Source organism: Rufibacter sp. JT20002 (assembly GCF_056491185.1).
The window spans coordinates 449,899-467,482 of sequence record NZ_JBSZJY010000004.1 but is presented as its reverse complement, the minus strand read 5'-3'; the positions used below and the strand labels follow the sequence as shown (position 1 = coordinate 467,482).

The window sequence follows — 17,584 nt, the reverse complement described above, 5'->3', positions numbered from 1 at the left end:
TGCACTTTCTTCTAAACCAATAGAAAAGAACACCGTTTTTACACATTCATCCTACACCAAGACAAATGGAATACAGACAATTGGGGGCATCGGGGTTGCAGGTCCCGGAGCTCAGCTTCGGGACGGCCACTTTTGGCGGTGGTGGCGAATTCTTCAAAGCTTGGGGAAACACCCAGGTAGAGGAAGCCACCCGTATGGTCAACCTCTGCATGGAGGCTGGGGTAAATTTCTTTGACACCGCCGACATCTACTCACAAGGCATGTCAGAAGAGATTCTGGGCAAAGCCATAGAGGGCCAACGGGATAAAATGATCATCTCTACCAAAGGCACCTTTCCCTTCGGCGAAGGTCCCAATAACCAAGGCTCCAACCGGTTCCATCTGATGCGGCAGGTAGAAGGTAGCCTGAAACGCCTCAATACTGATTACATTGATATTTATCATATGCACGGGTTTGACGGCAACACGCCGGTAGAGGAAACCCTGCGCACCCTGGATGACCTGGTGCAAAGCGGCAAAGTACGCTACATCGCCGCCTCCAACTTTTCTGGCTGGCACCTAATGAAATCTCTGGCAGTTTCTGAAAAATACGGCTGGAACCGCTACGTGGCGCACCAGGTGTACTACTCCCTTACCAACCGGGAATACGAATGGGAACTGATGCCACTAGGGTTGGACCAGAACGTAGGTGCCATCATCTGGTCACCCTTGGCCGCCGGGCGGTTAGGCGGAAAATACCGTCGAGGTCAACCTTTGCCCCAGGACAGTCGCATCGCTCAAGGCGGAAGTCCGGTACCCGAGGCAGTGGTGAAGGAGGAGCAATTTTACGGAATCATAGACGTCATGGATGAAATAGCCGCCGAGACAGGCAAAACCGTGGCTCAGATTGCCCTTAACTGGTTGCTTCAACGGCCTACGGTTTCCAGCATTATCATTGGAGCCAGAAACGAGGAACAACTCAAGCAAAACTTGGGTGCCGTGGGCTGGAACCTTACCCTTGATCAGGTGAAAAGACTAGACGCCGCCAGTGAGGCCCCTCCTATTTACCCGTATTGGCACCAACGTCAAAACACCAAACTAAATCCGCTTCCCCCCTTCTACCCTAAAGAAAGGCTGAAGTAAGGAAGCAACCGAATGTAAGATGCCGCTGTTTTAAAGCTTTTTTAATAAAAGGGCCTAAAAACAGCGGCATCGTTCTGGCTAGAGACTTCTCAAAAGGTATCATTCCTGTTGGTCTGCTTCTACTTTTGCTATTTCGTCTTTAATGTAAGTTAAAACCTGTTGGAACTGATTTGGGTGGAACCAATGGATCTCCGGGTCACGGATAAACCAGGTTAACTGCCGTTTGGCATACCGGCGGCTATTGCGTTTGAGCAACCGAACGGCTTCTTCATATGGGTAAACCCCATCAAAAAAGTCAAACAGCTCGGTGTACCCTACCGTTTGCAATGCCTGGTGCTGGCGGTACGGGAGTAGCCGCTTCACTTCCTCCAGAAGCCCTTGTTCCAGCATCATATCCATGCGCTGGTCAATGCGGTCATAAAGCTCCTGCCGATCCCGGTTTAACCCTATTTTGATGATACTAAAGTCGCGTGAACGCTCCTTGCTTTTGATCCGGAAGGAAGAGTAAGGCTGGCCGCTGCTCAGGCAAACCTCTAAGGCCCGTACAACCCGTTGCGGGTTCTGCACATCTACCTGGGCAGCGTATACGGGGTCAAGTTCCTGCAACTGATTTACTAAGGACGGAAGGCCCTCTTCCTCTAACCGTTGGGTTAATGCCTCTCGGACTCCCGGCAAGATCGAAGGCATCTCGTCCAACCCTTCGCACAGCGCCCGCACGTAAAGTCCTGACCCGCCGGTAGCCACTACCACCTGGTGCTCCTGAAACAACCGCTGGAGTAAACTTAAGGCATCTTCCTCAAAGGCGCCGGCATTGTATTCCTCCAGAATGGAATGGGAGTCTATGAAATGATGGACTATTCCTCCCTGCTCTTCCGGGGTTGGCTTCGCGGTCCCGATGCTTAATTCCTGGAAGAACTGCCTTGAATCCATGGAAACAATCTCGGTTTGAAAATGTCGGGCCAGTTGTACGCAGAAATTGGTTTTACCTACCGCGGTAGGGCCTACTACTACAACTAAAAAGGGAGGTTGCTTCATGGTATCCGGGCAAAGAGGTCGGTTAAGGTCTGGCTTTCGGTTTCCCAACTCCACTGCTCCCGTGCGCGCAGGCAGTTTTGCTGTAACCTCTGGTAGGTTTCCTGATCCTGGAGCAAAGTTAACAGAGCAGCCCGGACTTCCTGCACCTGGGTGTTTGCCAGAATAGCGACTTCGTGCTGGTTATTTAGTAATTGGTACTCTGGAAAAGGCACGCACACCTGCGGAATCCCGGCCTGTACGTAGTCAAAGAATTTGTTGGCTAGGGAATAGTAATAACTCAGCCCCTGGTTCTCCAGCAGCATGATACCCGCCCAAGCGGCAGCCGTGAATTGAGTTAAGGCAGCCGGGTCCACGTTTCCTTTGAAAATGACTTTCTCCTGAAGGCCCATCTCCCTGGTGAGTTCCTTTAGGTTAGGCATCAATGGTCCTTCCCCGTAGATGATCAATTGAGCTGGCACGTGCTGCATGGCCTGCAAGGTGACTTCCAGCCCCCGGCCCACGTTCAGGGCACCCTGATAAATGAAATACGGCGGATTCTGGGGCAAGGCAAATGCGAGTTGGCGTAAGGGCATGTTCCGGATTAGGTGCACTTCTCGGCCATATCTTTCCTGAAAATACGCCACCAGCGAGGCACTTACGGTATAAGCGAGCGTGGCCCGGGAGAAAGCCATTCGCTCTAGAATCGTCCAAATTTTTCGTATTGCCGGCCGGTGGATTACCTCGGGCATTTCTGGGAATAGTTCATGGGCATCGTAGACCAGGGGCTTTCTTCGCCAGGCAACCGTAAAGATCCCGGCCAGGGCGGTGTCTGCGTCCACTACCCCGTACACGTCAAACCGATGCTTCAGAAACCAGAAGACCAGACGCAGGTTATACTCCAAGTAAAAAAGGGGCCCTTTTAGAAAACGGCACCGTAAACGGTGTTGGTGAAAGGTCCTTTTCTGAAGTGGCGCCGATCCGGGGAGCACCCTTCCTACCAAGGTAACAGAGTAGCCAGCCGCGGCTAACGTACCGGCAATCCGCTGCATTCGTTGATCATGGGTAAGATCTGTAGTGACCGTGAAAACAATGGATTTAACCATATTCAGAGATAAACCGGTATGCCGATGGCTGCTATGTAAAAAAACCAATTTTTAGGTTATTTTTGCTAAAATAGGTTTTTTCCAGCCAAGTGCCGCTTACCTGGAAAAGGACCTCCCCTAGATAAAGCAGATCAACAGAGATGACAAAGAGTAGCACACTGGTAGACAGGACAGCACAGATAACCGCCGCCGCACGTTTGATTGACTTTGCGGAGCAAGTGAGTGGCAGCCGCAAATACATGTTCGTGTGCACTCCAGACGGAACTCTGCTGCGCACAAACCAGCAAGCCAAAGAGGCTTTCTTTCAGGGAAATGACTTCCCGGAGGACATGAACGTCAAAGAATTGCTGGATGAAAAACAAAGCGGTGAATTTGACCGCAATGTGCGGCTGCTACGCAAGCGGAAGAATATCAGCGGGTTCTTTCAGCCTAAAATCAAGGTACAGGAAACCAACCTCCTTTACTTCAAGGAGAGCTTGGTATGCCAGGACGGGTTTGAGCTGCTTTACATTGCGATAAGGGCCGCCTCGGCAGAAGTAATGCCCGCCGGCGATATGTTTGCCACCGAGTCAAGCTACCGCACCATTTTTGAGGAAAGCAATGAGCCTTTGTTTATTCTGGACAAGAAGGGCATGTTCATCGACATGAACAAGGAAACAGTAGGCCTCATTCAGATAGAAAAGCAGGATCTGGTGGGTAAAAGTGTTTACGAGGCGTTTGACTTAAACCCCTCTGAAAAGATTGCCTTCAAAACTAAAATCCTCCAGGCGTGTGACGGCCAAACCCAACGCTTTGACTGGTGGTTCAAAAGCCACGACGGAACCCATTTCCCGCTGTTGCTTTCGTTCAGATGCGGCAAGTATTTTGGGCAGGAAGTGATTCTGGGAACCGCCAAACCTATGGAAGATTCACGGGGCACCTCTGAGGGCGGAAGACAACGCCAGGAACAGCAGGAATTCATGGCGAAGCTTCTACCGCTTTTCCAGAACCTGAAAACCGCTGATGACATTCTATCTGTAGTGTTGGGCGAATTAATCACCCTTCCTAACATTTGCGGTGGGGGCGTCTTTGTGTACCAGCCCTCTACCCGTTTGGTGCAATTGGTCTGCAACAAAGGAGACCATTCTTACTTGCTCAAAGAGAAAAGCGTACTGGCTCTAAACCCCGAGTTTTTGGCGCAACTGGAAAACAAAAACAAGAACCGCTCTCTGTTAAGCATTTCGCGTAATTTCCAGCATTTATTCAATAAACGCGAGGTGCTGGCCATGCCCATCAGCACAGACAAACATTACCTGGCTACCATCATTCTGTTGATAGATGATGCCATGAACATGACCAGCAGCCTCACCGAATTCATCAATCTTTTAGGCTTTGAGGTAAGTTCTTACCTCTCCAGGTTTGAGTTACGGCAAGAACTGCATTACTCAGAAGGCAAATACAAAACCCTTTTTGAGTCCTCTAACGACTCCATCTTCCTGCTTAACAATACTCAGATTGCGGACTGTAACTTTCAGGCCACCGTATTGCTGGACTGCGACAAGCAGAACATCATAGGTAAACGCCTGGCGGACTTCTCCCCCGGCCTTCAGGCAGACAACTCCTCCTCGGTAGAGAAGTCTTTGCAACTTATTGAAAGCACCTTGCTGGATGGCCAGCCCAGAAACCTGGAGTGGCGCATAGAAAAATCTGACGGCACCATTCTGGACAGTGAAATCAGTTTTAGCGCCATTTTACTGGAAGGGGTGAGTTTTGTGCAGTGCATTGTGCGGGATATCACCTCGCGCAAAGAAGCGCAGGCCCTTATCCGCCGACAAGAGGTGCTGCGGGAGTCTATGCACCAGTTCCGTTCCTTCCTGAGTCAGGTGAACCTGGCTTACGTAAGCATGGACCTTGACTTACGCGTGGTGTACGTAAATGATTATTTCCTGCAGTACACGGGGTACAAACGCGAGGAAGTGGTGGGACAGAATTACTACGAGCTTTTTGTGCCTGAAAAGGAAAGAACCACCCGAATCCAGGAAATCAAAAAAGCCCTACAGAACCAGTCCCTGCGGAGCTACTATGAGTGGGACCTGATCACCAAATCACAGTCGGTGAAGATCCTGCGTTGGAACATCATGTTTGAGATGGATGTGGAAGGCAAAGTGGTGGGCATCACCGCCGTTGGTAAGGACATGACCGATAAGCGCATTGCCATGGAAGCCTTGAAAGACAACAAGGTCAGGCTGCAGGACTTGTTTGACAATGCCCATGACTTGATCCAGAATATTTCCACTGATAATAAATTCATTTTCGTAAACCGTGCTTGGAAAGAGAAACTGGGTTATAACGACTTTGACATTGAGAACCTTACGCTCAATGACATTGTGCACCCTTACTACAAAGCCAAGCTGATTTACCAGCTTCGTAACCTCTACAAGGGCGAAGATGTCAACAAGATTGAGACCGTTTTTTTGACGAAGAGCGGAAAGCCTATCCACTTGATTGGCAGTATCAACTGTAGCTGGCAGGACGGCAAGCCCATTGCCACCCGGGCCATCCTCCACGACATTACCGATAGGATCAAGGCAGAGCGCTTGCAGAAGGTGTACTACAGCATCGCCAACCTGGCCATCAGTTCCAAGGATTTGCCCTCTTTGTACAGCGCCATCCACCGGGAACTGAGCAAAATCATCGAGACCCACAACTTCTACATTGCTCTGTTTGATGAAGAAAAAGAGCTGATCAACTTTGTATACTATGTAGACCAACTCTCCAATGTACCCGCCGCCCCTCGGCCATTCTCCATGGGCATGACCGAGTACATTATCAAAACCGGGAAACCGCTCTACGCCTCCAAAGCCGATTTCATGGAGTTAGTGAATGCCGGAAAGGTGGAGGTAAACGGGGTAGTGCCGGAGGTAATGCTCTCCTCCCCCCTCTCCATTGGCGAGCGCATCATTGGGGTGATTGCCGTACGGGACTACAAAAACCCAGAGGCCTACGTACAAACCGACATAGAGATCCTACACTTTATCTCAAACCAGGTAGCCTTGGCGATTGAGCGGAAAAGGAACGAGGAGCAGATCAATATCCAGAATGCCCGCCTCAAAGCCATCTTTGAAAGCGGAAACCACTTAATGTGGTCTATTAACCGGCAGTACCAACTCACTTCTTTCAACCAGAATTTCCAAAACGAAATCCAGTCCTGGACTGAAATCTCGCCGGCGTTAGGATTGAAACTGAGCCATTTGGTAGGTGCCTTGGTGTCTGAAGACTACTTCCAAGTGATTAAGGAAAAATATGAGTCAGCCTTTGCGGGTCAACTCCAACAGTTTGAGGTAGAACTGCGCCATCCTAATGGCACCAGCGCCTGGCGTGAGGTTCTGCTCAACCCTATTTACCTGGAAGATGGCAGCTTTGAAGATGTATCAGCTATTGCCTTAGATATAACTGAGAAGAAGATTTCCCAGCTTTCCTTGGCTGTCAACGAAGAAAAATTCCGTCAGATCTTTGAGTCTTTCCAGGACCTGTACTACAAAACAGACATGGAAGGAGACTTCCAACTAATTAGTCCTTCGGTGCAGGAAGTGTTAGGGTATACCCCGGATGAAGCCATGAGCTTAAAGGTGAACGACCTATATGCGCAGCCAAAAGACAGAGATGAATTGCTGAGAATGCTTTTTGAACAGAAAAGCGTGCGCAACTTTGAAACATCTCTGCTCACCCGGCAGAAACAGGAAATTGAGGTACTCATCAACTCCCGCCTTATTCTGAACGAGGAGCAGCAGCCTGTTGCCATAGAAGGTGTTTGCCGCGACATCACCGAACTCAAAGACACCCAACGCGAGCTGATCCGGGCGAAAGAACTGGCTGAAAACTCCCTTCAGGTGAAAAACCAGTTCCTCGCCAACATGAGCCATGAGCTCAGGACCCCAATGAACGGGATCATAGGGATGATTGACGTACTGCACCATTCCGCCGAGAACGAGGAACAGGTAGACTATATCAATACCCTGCGTACCTCTTCAGACGCCCTGCTAGATATCCTCAATGATATACTAGACCTTTCCAAAATTCAGGCAGGAAAACTGCAATTGAACGAGTCTGGCATAGACCTTTTCAATTCATTAGAGAAGATACATGCGCTTTTTGCGAACCGTGCGGTGCAGAAAGACCTTACCTTCACTTACACTATTTCTGAGGATACGCCACGGTATATTGTAATAGATGAGACCCGCCTATTACAGATTCTTTCCAACTTAACTTCCAATGCCATCAAGTTCACGAATGAGGGCAGTGTGAGCGTGGAGGTAAGCAGAGTGGGCGGAGAAGCAGATGAGCACCTGTTGATGTTCCGGGTAAAAGATTCAGGAATAGGCATAAATGAAGAGGATATCAGCCTGCTGTTTACCAACTTCACCCAATTAGATAATTCTTCCTCCAAAACCTTTGGCGGAACCGGATTGGGCTTGGCTATCTCCAAACAGCTAAGCGAGTTGCTGGGTGGTGAGATTGGGGTAGAGTCTGAGGCCGGAAAAGGAAGTACTTTCTGGTTCACCATTCGGTGCCACGAGGCAGAAAACATTTCCCAGATCCATGAACAGCTACAGCTATTTAAGGAACTGGAAGAGGTGGGCACCTTTGATCCTGAACCTGTTTTGTTGTTGGTGGATGACAACCAGATAAACCAAAAGGTGGCCATAAAGCTGCTGGAGCGGATGGGGTGCCACGCTGATGTGGCCTCCAACGGATATGAAGCCATTGACCGTGCCCTGCAAAAACGGTATGACCTTATCTTTATGGACATCCAAATGCCCGAGATGGATGGCGTGACCGCTACCCATGAGCTTAAAAAGCTGATGGGACCAGCCTGTCCGCCTATTGTGGCTATGACGGCTTACTCCATGAAAGATGACGCAGAGAAATTCATCAATGAAGGATTGGATGATTATATCTCAAAGCCGGTGAAAATCTCTGACCTTCATGACCGGATTCTCAAATGGTACGGGAACGGAGTGCAGCCTGAAGCCCCTGTTGGCGAAAAAATTTCAGAACAAACTCCAGTCCAGTCTGAGGGAGACTTAGCCTTGGATATGAGTGTGGTTGAGCAGCTTAGGAGCATTGGGGGTGATGATTTTGCCCTTCAATTGTACGTTGACTTTGAGGAAGAAACCTCAGAATTATTAGAAGAAGCCAAAAAAGAAGTGGACGCACAACATTATGAGGGTATTTTAAGTACACTGCATCAAATCAAAGGTACAGCTTCCACCTTAGGTCTTGATTCCGTTTCTTCCCTGGCGCAGGAACTGGAGCACGACATCAAAAAAGGGAAATTCACATTTGTTACAACAACCTTCTCTGATTTAGAGTCAAGTTTTACTAATTTTAGAGCGAACTATCGAAATAAAATCTTATCAAACTAACCATGGCCGAGTCTAAAACTATTTTGATTGCAGAGGATAGCTCTGTAATTCTGAATCTTACCAAGAAAATCTTAGAACTACAGAACTACACAGTAGTGTCGGCCAAAAACGGCGGGGAAGTTCTGAAGAAGGTGCAAGACCAGAAAATTGACGCTATCCTGATGGATTTAAACATTCCGGTAAAAAACGGGATGGAATGCACTAAGGAGATTCGCGCCAACGAAGATCCACAGATCTCTAAAATTCCGATTATTGCCGTAACCGGAAACGCGAACAACTATACATTAGAACAATTCAAAGAAGCGGGTATTAATGCGTACTTGCCAAAGCCTTTGGATTTTGACATGTTAGTGCAAACAGTGAAAGAATACGTGCACTAAAACGCGTTCACCTTTAGTTTAACGTATGCAGCTGAAGTATACCCGGCCTTTTTTAAACCGGTTAGAAGATATATTTGCAGAGTCTGAGTACATGCTGCGGTATGAGAAGGGTACTTTCAAATCTGGCTTTTGCATTTTGAAGGATACCAAAGTAGCGGTAGTTAATAAATATTTCCCTTTGGAAGGGAAAATCAATTGCCTTGTGGAGATTCTCCGGGCTGTGGACCTAAGCCCGGAGAGCCTTCGCCCTGAAAGCCAGGAATTGTACCTGGCCATCAAACAACAAACCATAACCTCTGCGTGAAAATAACCTTCTTAGGATCTGGTACCTCACAAGGCGTTCCCGTCATCGGGTGCGAATGCGAGGTTTGCCGTTCCTTAGATTACAGAGACAAGCGCCTGCGTGTCTCTATTCTGGTAGAGGTACAAGGGAAATCCTTGATCATTGACGCCGGCCCCGATTTTAGGCAACAGATGCTGCGTGAGCGGGTGAAACGGTTGGATGCCGTGCTTTTCACCCACGAACACAAAGACCACACCGCCGGGCTGGACGACATCAGGGCCTTCAACTTCATGCAGCACATAGACATGCCGCTGTATGCAGACCAACGGGTACTAAACCAACTGCAGCAGGAGTTTAGCTACATCTTCACAAACAAAACCTATCCCGGGGTGCCCAGGGTTGAATTAAACCCCATCCATAATGAGCCTTTCCACGTTCATGGCATCACTATCACCCCTATTAATGTGCTGCACCACCGCTTGCCGGTGTTTGGCTTCAGGATAGGTGATTTCACGTACATCACAGACGCTAACTACATCTCTGATGCCGAAAAAGAGAAAATCAGGGGTTCTAAGATTGTGGTGTTGAACGCGCTCCGGAAAGAGCCACACATTTCCCACTACTCCCTTTCAGAAGCCTTGGCGGTATTGGAGGAACTGGAACCAGAGCAAGCGTATCTTACTCATATCAGCCATTTGTTGGGCTTACACCGAGTGGTGGAAAAGGAATTACCTCCTTTTGCAAAGCTGGCCTATGACGGACTGGCCCTTACCTTATAACCGTGCACCAGAATTACTTCTTTTTACGGAAACTAGCTCAAAAGCTGGACGCTGAGCTGTGTGGCTATACTTTGCAAGCCGCCTTCAGCCAGGAGAAAGATGAGCTTATGCTAGCCTTGTACAAGGGGGAGCAGGAGTTTTACATCAAAGCAATCCAAACCTCCACCTTCTCCAGCCTTCAATTTCCCCAGACCTTCAACCGGGCCCGGCAGAACTCGGTTGATCTTTTTCCTGACCTGCTTGGCGAAGAAGTTCTGGAGGTACGGGCACACCAACAGGAACGAAGCTTTTACATCAGGTTCACCAACCAACGGGTATTACTGTTTAAGTTGTTCGGGAACCGATCTAACGTGGTGCTTTTTGTGGAGGATCAGGCGTTGGAGCTTTTCCATAAAAAGCTTTCCAAGGACTTTGAATTAGATTACCGTCAGATGGACCAACAGTGGAGGTTAGAGAAAGAAACGTTTCTACAAGCCCCTCAGAACCTGAAAAAGATGCTGCCCACCTTGGGCGATGTTCCCTGGCTTTACCTTCAGGAAAAAGGCTTTTTGGATAAAGGCCCTGAGGAGCAATGGAAGTTAGTACAGGAAATGCTTGCACTTCTGGAGAACCCCTCCGCATACTACCTGCTTACCCACAAGAAGCTTTTCCGGTTATCGCTGTTGCCCATTGGAGATGTTCAGGAGACCTTTTCTGATCCAATTGCGGCTCTAAACGCCTTTGTTCCTCAATATCGGTCCCAGGAGTACTTCCAGAAGAACTATGCCGCTACCCACAAACAAATTAGCAAGCAATTAGACGGCGCACAGAAAATATGGTGGCAGATACAGGAGCAGCTTGAAAAGTGGCACCACGGGACTCCCTATGCCCAAACCGCCGATGTAATTATGGCGAACCTGACTAACATACCTGCGGGTAGCAAGGAAGTAGAATTATACGACTTTTATCATGACACCCACAGGGCAGTAAAGCTCCATGCCACAGAAACCCCTCAGAAAACCGCCGAACGCCTTTACAAAAAAGCAAAGAACCAGAAAATTGAATTAAGGTTACTAGAAGAGCGGGCAGCCCGCAAAGAAGAGGAAGTAGAGCGCCTTACTCGCCAATTGCAGGAGCTGGAAAGCCTAGGGGATGCCCAGCAATTGCGCCAATTTCTAAAACAATATACCCCAGCACAAACAGTTTCACAGGTAGACCTTCCCTATTATTCGTTTGAGATAATGGGCTTCAAGATATGGGTGGGTAGAAACGCAAAAGCGAACGACAAACTCACTTTAAAGCACACCCACAAGGATGACCTCTGGCTCCATGCCAAAGATGTGCCGGGCTCCCATGTGGTGGTTAAGTTCCAATCAGGAAAAACCTTTCCTATGCCCGTTATAGAAACAGCTGCCCAATTGGCTGCTTATTACTCCAAAAGAAAAAACGACAGCCTGTGCCCGGTTCTCTACACCCCAAAAAAGTACGTACGGAAGCCAAAAGGTGCCACTCCCGGGTCAGTAGTGGTAGAGCGGGAAAAGGTGCTCCTTGTAAAGCCGGAGAACCCTTTCAAGCAGAATTAAGGTTTCGTCCTTCTGCCCTTATTTTCAAAAACCAGGTTAAAAAAGAAGAGCCCATTGGTTTTCCAATGGGCTCTTCTTTTTTCAGTGCGCGCGGGGAGATTCGAACTCCCACACCCGTAGGGCACCACCCCCTCAAGATGGCGTGTCTACCAGTTTCACCACGTGCGCAAAGCACAAACAAGGTCGTTTCCTTATTTGGTGGTACAAATGTATTGTTTCCTTCTTTTTCCTGCAAGTGGTTTTCAAAAACTTTTAACCACCTCTAGTTAGGTAAGGCTTCCTAAATTTTCTATGTGTCACCGGTAATGACAAAGAATCTCTCATTAGCTTACAAATTGTTCAAAGTAGATTTTAAACCATTAATTAAACTTTTTATTAGTAAACTCAAACCAAAAAAATACCTAACAAACAAACTATGTATTTGTAATAAATATTAATTAAGCCAAATACAAAGTCTTATTTAGATATAAAATAAACCATTAATTAACATAAAGTATACACAATCAATGAATACATTACTACTCACCATTATATAACTAATAAAAAAACATTTGCTTGAATTTTATAAGCACAACAACTCAATACCATTACTCAACCAATTGAGAATAAATTGTTATTTAAATCTCAATAAATTAAACTAATAATTAAAGATTATAAACTTCATCTATCAACAAAATTAAACTTACTATCATATTAATAAAATAGAAAATAAAACACTACTCAAAACTTGTAAATTAATTAGTTAATTACCACAAAACAAAGCACCATTCTAATTATTTAATTTAAATATAATAACTAAACTACAAACTAAAATATATTTAAACTTTAATCAACATAAGACACAAATTTTTCAATTAGCAACTTTATACCATTATGGCTATTCCTTCAAATATATTAAAATCAACTTTTATCTAAAAACCTTAGACCATAGATCCAACGATTAACCATATTTATAACAGTTAGATGTTCAAGGCTTGAAACCACAAAACCAAAAAATCTTAATCTTGATTAGTAAATCAATCTTTTAAGACTATATAGTTATTTATTAAACTTAAACACCTTAATTATATAAAAAAAGCAATTCTACATGAATGCTATTTAATACATTCAAAATAGAAACTGGCTTATCAAAAAATTTACTAAGCAAAGCGCTTACTAAGCAATAACTAACTAGATTACCAGAAGTATCTAACCCAGAACAAACAATCGGGTTTCCCTTACGTAAAATAAATATCTGGAAGATTCAGAGGTTCCCCTACTCTGAGTTTATGGTTTTCTATCCTAAACTGTTTTAAGGTGATCATCTTAGAACAGTAGTTTAGCTGATCAGGCACAACTTAAACCATAATAAAAGCTAACTCATCTTACCTTTATCATAGCCAGACACTTATAGCGTATCACTTCAAAACATAGTTCATCTTAAACTAAGCAAGTCAAACTTCAGTTCAAGTACCTTAACCAGGAAAACCAACAGTTTGAAACAACTTTTGCTAAAATCTTTATCAAAACGTAAAAGAAGAAAATTAACGAATGACTCTTCTGATTCAATTTATTTTTAATTTAAAATAAATAGCTCAAATAGATACTTAAATTTAATACTTAAACATTCTTAATAGAAGTGAAGTAAAACGAATTCTAACAACAAAACCATACATAGTCAAAACAATTATCAACCGATATCAACTAACAGAACGATATACTAAACGTCTAAACTTATGAACCAACAAAGGAAACACTGGATTAAGTCATTGGCAAAAGCCGGCTATGTTGCCAAAGGCATGGTGTACATCCTGGTGGGTGCTTTAACAGCCATGACTGCCTTTGGAATTGGAGGCAAAAAAGCTTCTAATACAGATGCATTGCTTCAAGTTAAGAACTTTCCGGGAGGCGGTTTCCTACTGGGCCTATTAGCCATTGGTTTATTAGGCTATTGTGTCTGGAGGATCGTTCAGGCCTACAATGACACGGAGCACAAGGGTTCTGATGCAAAAGGAATGGTTACTCGTATAGGATACGCAATAAGCGGTTTATTATATGGTTCTTTAGCTTTTATCGCCTTCAAAATGATGACTGGTGGATCAGGAAATACAGGTGGTGGAAACCGAGAGCAAAACTTAGTATCTGGCTTATTGGACAAACCTTTTGGCAAATACCTGGCGATAGCGATTGGGTTAATTGTTATTATAAAAGGGATCAGCCAATTATATAAAGGGGCAACCGCCTCCTTTTTAAAGGATGTAACCGGTATGCCTAGGGACAGATATAATGTCTTGAAAAAAGCAGGTCAAGCTGGTTTTTCAGCGAGAGGAGTTGTCTTCAGTATTATTGGCTTTTTGTTTGCGAGGGCGGCCTGGCATCAACAACCTTCAGAGGCTGGGGGTACCACCAATGCCTTCTCTTTTCTTCAGACCTCCCCTTTCGGAAATATGCTTTTGGCTATCGTTGCTTTAGGTTTAATTGGCTACGGAATTTTCATGTTTGTGCAAGCCAAATACAGCAACTTTTCTATTAGGTAAACAAAAAATTTCTCAAACTTCCAGAACCGGTGCCTTCAATTCCTGAAAGGGAGTAGCAGGCACCGGTTCTGTTTGGAGGCTGTTTTCAGAAAAGACTGTTCAAACTTGGCTTCCCGAGAGTCAAAATACAGATTCTATTTCTTCTGCCAGATACTTGCTAACTTCCGGCCATGCAAAAAATACCTTACTACATTGTAGATGTATTCGCCAATGCTCGGTATAAGGGCAACCAATTGGCAGTATTTCTGCAAGCCCAGGATCTGACTACCCAACAAATGCAACAGATAGCCCAGGAAATTGGCTTCGCAGAATCTTCCTTTATCTTATCAGAGACAGCGGGTGAATCCGGGTTTCCTACCAGGATTTTCACTGTTGAATACGAAGTTCCTTTCGCTGGTCATCCCACCTTGGGCACCACTTATGTCATTCAGCAGTTCTTGCTTCAGGAACAGGTTCCAGAACTAAGCCTGCACGTCAAGGTGGGACAGATTCCCGTCTCAATCTCTTACCAAGACACCATGCCTGACTTCCTGATGATGCGGCAAATTAACCCTAGCTTTGGCAGCCCTTTGCCCAAGGAGGATATTTCAGATCTACTTGGGGTTTCTTTAGATGTGCTTCATCCGACTTTTCCGGTGCAGGAAGTTTCAACGGGCTTGCCCTTCTTAATAATACCCTTGCAGCGGTTAGCCGATATGCAGAAACTAAAGGTTCAGCCCGATAAGCTTCTCTCCTTTTTGCAGAAAAACAACCTTTATAAGTCTCAGCGCCTTGACGGGCTTTCGGTGGCCCTTTACTTCTTCTGCCCCGAGACCTACTCCCCAGACCATCAGCTAAACGCCCGCATGCTGGCTTTAGAGAATGGCCAAGTCATAGAAGATGCCGCTACTGGTAGCGCCAATGGTTGCCTTTTAGGCTATCTTCTAAAACACAGGTATTACTCTACCACACAACTGGACCTACTGGTGGAGCAAGGCTACGAGATAAAACGGAATGCCACCATCAAATTGCAGGGCATACAAACAGGTGAAGACCAGTACGACCTACGGGTAGGTGGCCAGGTGCAACTTGTCGCGAAAGGAGAATGGTATGTGTAACAAAGCAAAGCAGAAGTTTATCTCAGGGGCTTTCGCAGCTTTACTAGTACTGGTGACGTTTTCTACCAGCTTTGCCCAAAACAAGCCCAAAGCTGATTCTGTATTCGTGCTGAAACCTGCCCAGGTGTTTGATGGCCGTGACGTACAGAAAGATTGGGTGGTAGTAGTCCAGGGCGAGCGAATTCAATCTGCCGGTCCGGCAAAATCAGTTACCGTGCCCCAGAACGCTCGGGTTATAAAGTTGCCGGGGCAGACTTTGCTGCCGGGATTTATTGAGGGGCATTCCCACTTGCTTTTGCATCCTTACAATGAAACCTCTTGGAACGATCAGGTGCTGAAAGAGGCCGATGCTCTGAGAGTTGCCCGGGCCACGGTGCACGCCCGCAACACCCTTTTTGCTGGCTTTACCACGGTTAGGGACTTGGGCTCGGAAGGCGCAGAGTACGCCGATGTAGGGCTGAAACAAGCCATTGACCAAGGCATCATCCCGGGACCACGTATGTTGGTGGCCGGAAAAGCCATGATCGCAACGGGCAGCTACGGTCCTAAAGGTTTTGATCCGGCGTTTGAGGTGCCTCAAGGTGCCGAGGCAGCAGATGGCATTGACAACATCACCCGGGTGGTGCGGGACCAGATTGGCAAAGGCGCCGACCTGGTGAAAGTGTACGCCGATTACCGCTGGGGACCAAACGGGGAAGCCATGCCTACTTTTACCTTAGCCGAACTGAAGCTGATTGTTGAAATTGCCGCAAGCAGCGGGCGCCCAGTCGTGGCCCATGCCAGCACGCCAGAAGGAATGCGCCGTGCCGCCGAAGCTGGAGTAGAAACCATTGAACACGGCGACGGAGCCACTTCTGATGTGTTTAGGTTGATGGCCAAAAAAGACGTGGCCCTCTGCCCTACCCTGGCCGCCGGAGATGCCATTCTCCAGTACAATGGCTGGCGCAAAGGACAAGACCCTGAGCCAGCCCGCATCATGCAGAAGCGAGCCAACTTCAAAGCTGCCTTAGCCGCTAAGGTACCTATGGTCATGGGTGGAGACGTAGGCGTTTTCCCGCACGGTGATAATGCCCGCGAGATGGAGATGATGGTTGAATACGGCATGCCCCTCCTGGAGGTGCTCCGGGCTTCCACTTCTGGCAATGCCAAGCGCTTTCACCTAGACAACCGTTTGGGCATGGTAAAAGCCGGCCTCCTGGCTGACTTGATTTCGGTAACCGGTGACCCTACCCAGGATTACTCCGCCATCCGGAAGGTACAACTGGTCATGAAAGGCGGTCAGATCTACCGCCAGCCGTAACTCTAATTTCTCTAAAACTAAGAATCCGCTTTAGGCCTGTTTTTCTACAAACAGCTTTAAAGCGGATTCTTGGTTTAAAGGAAGAAGGGACTTCTACTGATTGGAAACAAACGAGAGGTAATTGCCTTTTGGACTTACCGCCAACCTAGTGATATTCTTAACGCCGTGTTTACTTAGATCTGCAGCCTCTTGCCAACGACGATCTGCGCCGGGGCGATACACAAACAGTTTAGCACCTTGAGCCATGAGCAGCCGTCCGTCTGGCAACCACGCGAAATCCTGGCTTCCCGGCAAGGCTTGAATGAGCGTTTCCCTTTCTCCTGTTTTCAGGCTCCACTGCTTTATCTCGGCGACAGAGTCAGAGACCGGAACCAAGTATGAAACCACAGATAGGTTTGACACTTTGTGCAGGCTTCTCCCTACTGTTTCTTCCTGTTTAGTGGTCGTACCGGTAGAAGGCATCGCCAGGTACAAACCCATAGGAGGTTGATCGGGAAAAGCGGCTACAAGAAGTGTATCTTGGCTATACCACACATGATAACCAATCAATTGGGGCATCTGCAAAAGCAAGGCAGGCTGTCCTGTACCAGGGGATAACGGGAATTGCCAAAGATGCTGCTCTTTCCCTCTTACCACCGAAAACGACTTTCCACCAGGCATCACCAAGGGAGAATACTCTGCTTCAGGCGTTTGGGTAAGTTGGTTTGTCTTCCTGGACGCAAGAGAATACTGGTAAATATCAGTCTGCTGCCCGTCTTGTTGGGAAGTAAACAAAATGGACTTTCCGTCTGGGGTAAAACTAGGCTGATTGTCGTACCCGGGCCGCTGGGTGATGTTGACCGGAGTGCCTACCTGCAGCCCTGCCTTCTGATTTTTAAGCGAGACCAAAAAGATATCAGTATCAGGAACACTTTGGGCCATTGCTCCCACAGAGCCTACTCCAAGGGAAAAGGCTAATAAGCCTCTTTTAAGAAAGTCCATAAACGAAGTTCTTTACTTAACATATTTTAACATCTAAAGACAC

Annotated in this window: 12 protein-coding genes and 1 tRNA gene; 9 read left to right on the top strand and 4 right to left on the bottom strand. The window is 46.9% G+C overall.

Features of this window, described 5'->3' with window-relative positions:
• Positions 1–65: 65 nt before the first annotated feature.
• On the top strand, positions 66–1,121 hold the full coding sequence (locus ACW9SV_RS18750) for an aldo/keto reductase (RefSeq protein WP_479558298.1): 1,056 nt from the start codon (positions 66–68) through the stop codon (positions 1,119–1,121).
• A gap of 99 nt (positions 1,122–1,220) precedes the next feature.
• Here ACW9SV_RS18750 and miaA read toward each other — a convergent pair whose 3' ends face one another.
• Positions 1,221–2,156: a tRNA (adenosine(37)-N6)-dimethylallyltransferase MiaA gene (miaA, locus tag ACW9SV_RS18745; protein ID WP_479558297.1), complete on the bottom strand. Its 936-nt coding sequence runs from the start codon at positions 2,154–2,156 to the stop codon at positions 1,221–1,223.
• On the bottom strand, positions 2,153–3,238 hold the full coding sequence (locus tag ACW9SV_RS18740) for a glycosyltransferase (RefSeq protein WP_479558296.1): 1,086 nt from the start codon (positions 3,236–3,238) through the stop codon (positions 2,153–2,155). The genes miaA and ACW9SV_RS18740 overlap by 4 nt, the downstream gene beginning before the upstream one ends.
• Positions 3,239–3,378: 140 nt before the next feature.
• On the opposite strand from ACW9SV_RS18740, the gene ACW9SV_RS18735 reads away from it, so the two are divergent.
• Genes ACW9SV_RS18735 through ACW9SV_RS18715 form a run of 5 tightly spaced genes read left to right on the top strand, consistent with a single transcriptional unit; the run spans position 3,379 to position 11,647 of the window.
• Positions 3,379–8,643 (top strand): PAS domain S-box protein, encoded by a 5,265-nt coding sequence (locus ACW9SV_RS18735; RefSeq protein ID WP_479558295.1) that lies wholly within the window; start codon positions 3,379–3,381, stop codon positions 8,641–8,643.
• A 2-nt stretch (positions 8,644–8,645) separates the two neighbouring features.
• Positions 8,646–9,023 carry a response regulator gene (locus tag ACW9SV_RS18730; protein WP_479558294.1) on the top strand — a complete coding sequence of 126 codons (378 nt, stop codon included), beginning with the start codon at positions 8,646–8,648 and terminating at the stop codon, positions 9,021–9,023.
• A gap of 25 nt (positions 9,024–9,048) precedes the next feature.
• Positions 9,049–9,327 (top strand): hypothetical protein, encoded by a 279-nt coding sequence (locus ACW9SV_RS18725; RefSeq protein WP_479558293.1) that lies wholly within the window; start codon positions 9,049–9,051, stop codon positions 9,325–9,327.
• Entirely contained in the window at positions 9,324–10,085 is a 762-nt protein-coding gene (locus ACW9SV_RS18720) for an MBL fold metallo-hydrolase (RefSeq protein WP_479558292.1), read from the top strand. The genes ACW9SV_RS18725 and ACW9SV_RS18720 overlap by 4 nt, the downstream gene beginning before the upstream one ends.
• Before the next feature lie 2 nt (positions 10,086–10,087).
• Complete coding sequence (locus tag ACW9SV_RS18715) at positions 10,088–11,647, top strand: NFACT RNA binding domain-containing protein (RefSeq protein WP_479558291.1); 1,560 nt, start codon at positions 10,088–10,090, stop codon at positions 11,645–11,647.
• An 85-nt stretch (positions 11,648–11,732) separates the two neighbouring features.
• On the opposite strand, the gene ACW9SV_RS18710 is transcribed toward ACW9SV_RS18715, so the two are convergent.
• Positions 11,733–11,815, bottom strand: a tRNA-Leu gene (locus ACW9SV_RS18710).
• A 1,547-nt stretch (positions 11,816–13,362) separates the two neighbouring features.
• Here ACW9SV_RS18710 and ACW9SV_RS18705 point away from each other — a divergent pair.
• The 3 genes from ACW9SV_RS18705 to ACW9SV_RS18695 all read left to right on the top strand — a co-directional run bounded on the left by ACW9SV_RS18705 (position 13,363) and on the right by ACW9SV_RS18695 (position 16,560).
• On the top strand, positions 13,363–14,163 hold the full coding sequence (locus ACW9SV_RS18705) for a DUF1206 domain-containing protein (protein WP_479558290.1): 801 nt from the start codon (positions 13,363–13,365) through the stop codon (positions 14,161–14,163).
• Positions 14,164–14,333: 170 nt separating this feature from the next.
• Complete coding sequence (locus ACW9SV_RS18700; RefSeq protein ID WP_479558289.1) at positions 14,334–15,260, top strand: PhzF family phenazine biosynthesis protein; 927 nt, start codon at positions 14,334–14,336, stop codon at positions 15,258–15,260.
• Positions 15,253–16,560 (top strand): metal-dependent hydrolase family protein, encoded by a 1,308-nt coding sequence (locus tag ACW9SV_RS18695; RefSeq protein WP_479558288.1) that lies wholly within the window; start codon positions 15,253–15,255, stop codon positions 16,558–16,560. Before ACW9SV_RS18700 ends, ACW9SV_RS18695 begins: the two co-directional genes overlap by 8 nt.
• A gap of 93 nt (positions 16,561–16,653) precedes the next feature.
• Here ACW9SV_RS18695 and ACW9SV_RS18690 read toward each other — a convergent pair whose 3' ends face one another.
• Positions 16,654–17,541 carry a TolB family protein gene (locus tag ACW9SV_RS18690; protein WP_479558287.1) on the bottom strand — a complete coding sequence of 296 codons (888 nt, stop codon included), beginning with the start codon at positions 17,539–17,541 and terminating at the stop codon, positions 16,654–16,656.
• Between the last annotated feature and the right edge of the window lie 43 nt (positions 17,542–17,584).

Bases quoted from the DNA above. Each gene is read 5' to 3' on its own strand.
- miaA (WP_479558297.1), bottom strand. From the start codon at position 2,156: ATGAAGCAACCTCCCTTTTTAGTTGTAGTAGTAGGCCCTACCGCGGTA.
- ACW9SV_RS18705 (WP_479558290.1), top strand. From the start codon at position 13,363: ATGAACCAACAAAGGAAACACTGGATTAAGTCATTGGCAAAAGCCGGC.
- ACW9SV_RS18730 (WP_479558294.1), top strand. From the start codon at position 8,646: ATGGCCGAGTCTAAAACTATTTTGATTGCAGAGGATAGCTCTGTAATT.
- ACW9SV_RS18725 (WP_479558293.1), top strand. From the start codon at position 9,049: ATGCAGCTGAAGTATACCCGGCCTTTTTTAAACCGGTTAGAAGATATA.
- ACW9SV_RS18735 (WP_479558295.1), top strand. From the start codon at position 3,379: ATGACAAAGAGTAGCACACTGGTAGACAGGACAGCACAGATAACCGCC.
- ACW9SV_RS18695 (WP_479558288.1), top strand. From the start codon at position 15,253: ATGTGTAACAAAGCAAAGCAGAAGTTTATCTCAGGGGCTTTCGCAGCT.
- ACW9SV_RS18700 (WP_479558289.1), top strand. From the start codon at position 14,334: ATGCAAAAAATACCTTACTACATTGTAGATGTATTCGCCAATGCTCGG.
- ACW9SV_RS18750 (WP_479558298.1), top strand. From the start codon at position 66: ATGGAATACAGACAATTGGGGGCATCGGGGTTGCAGGTCCCGGAGCTC.
- ACW9SV_RS18740 (WP_479558296.1), bottom strand. From the start codon at position 3,238: ATGGTTAAATCCATTGTTTTCACGGTCACTACAGATCTTACCCATGAT.
- ACW9SV_RS18690 (WP_479558287.1), bottom strand. From the start codon at position 17,541: ATGGACTTTCTTAAAAGAGGCTTATTAGCCTTTTCCCTTGGAGTAGGC.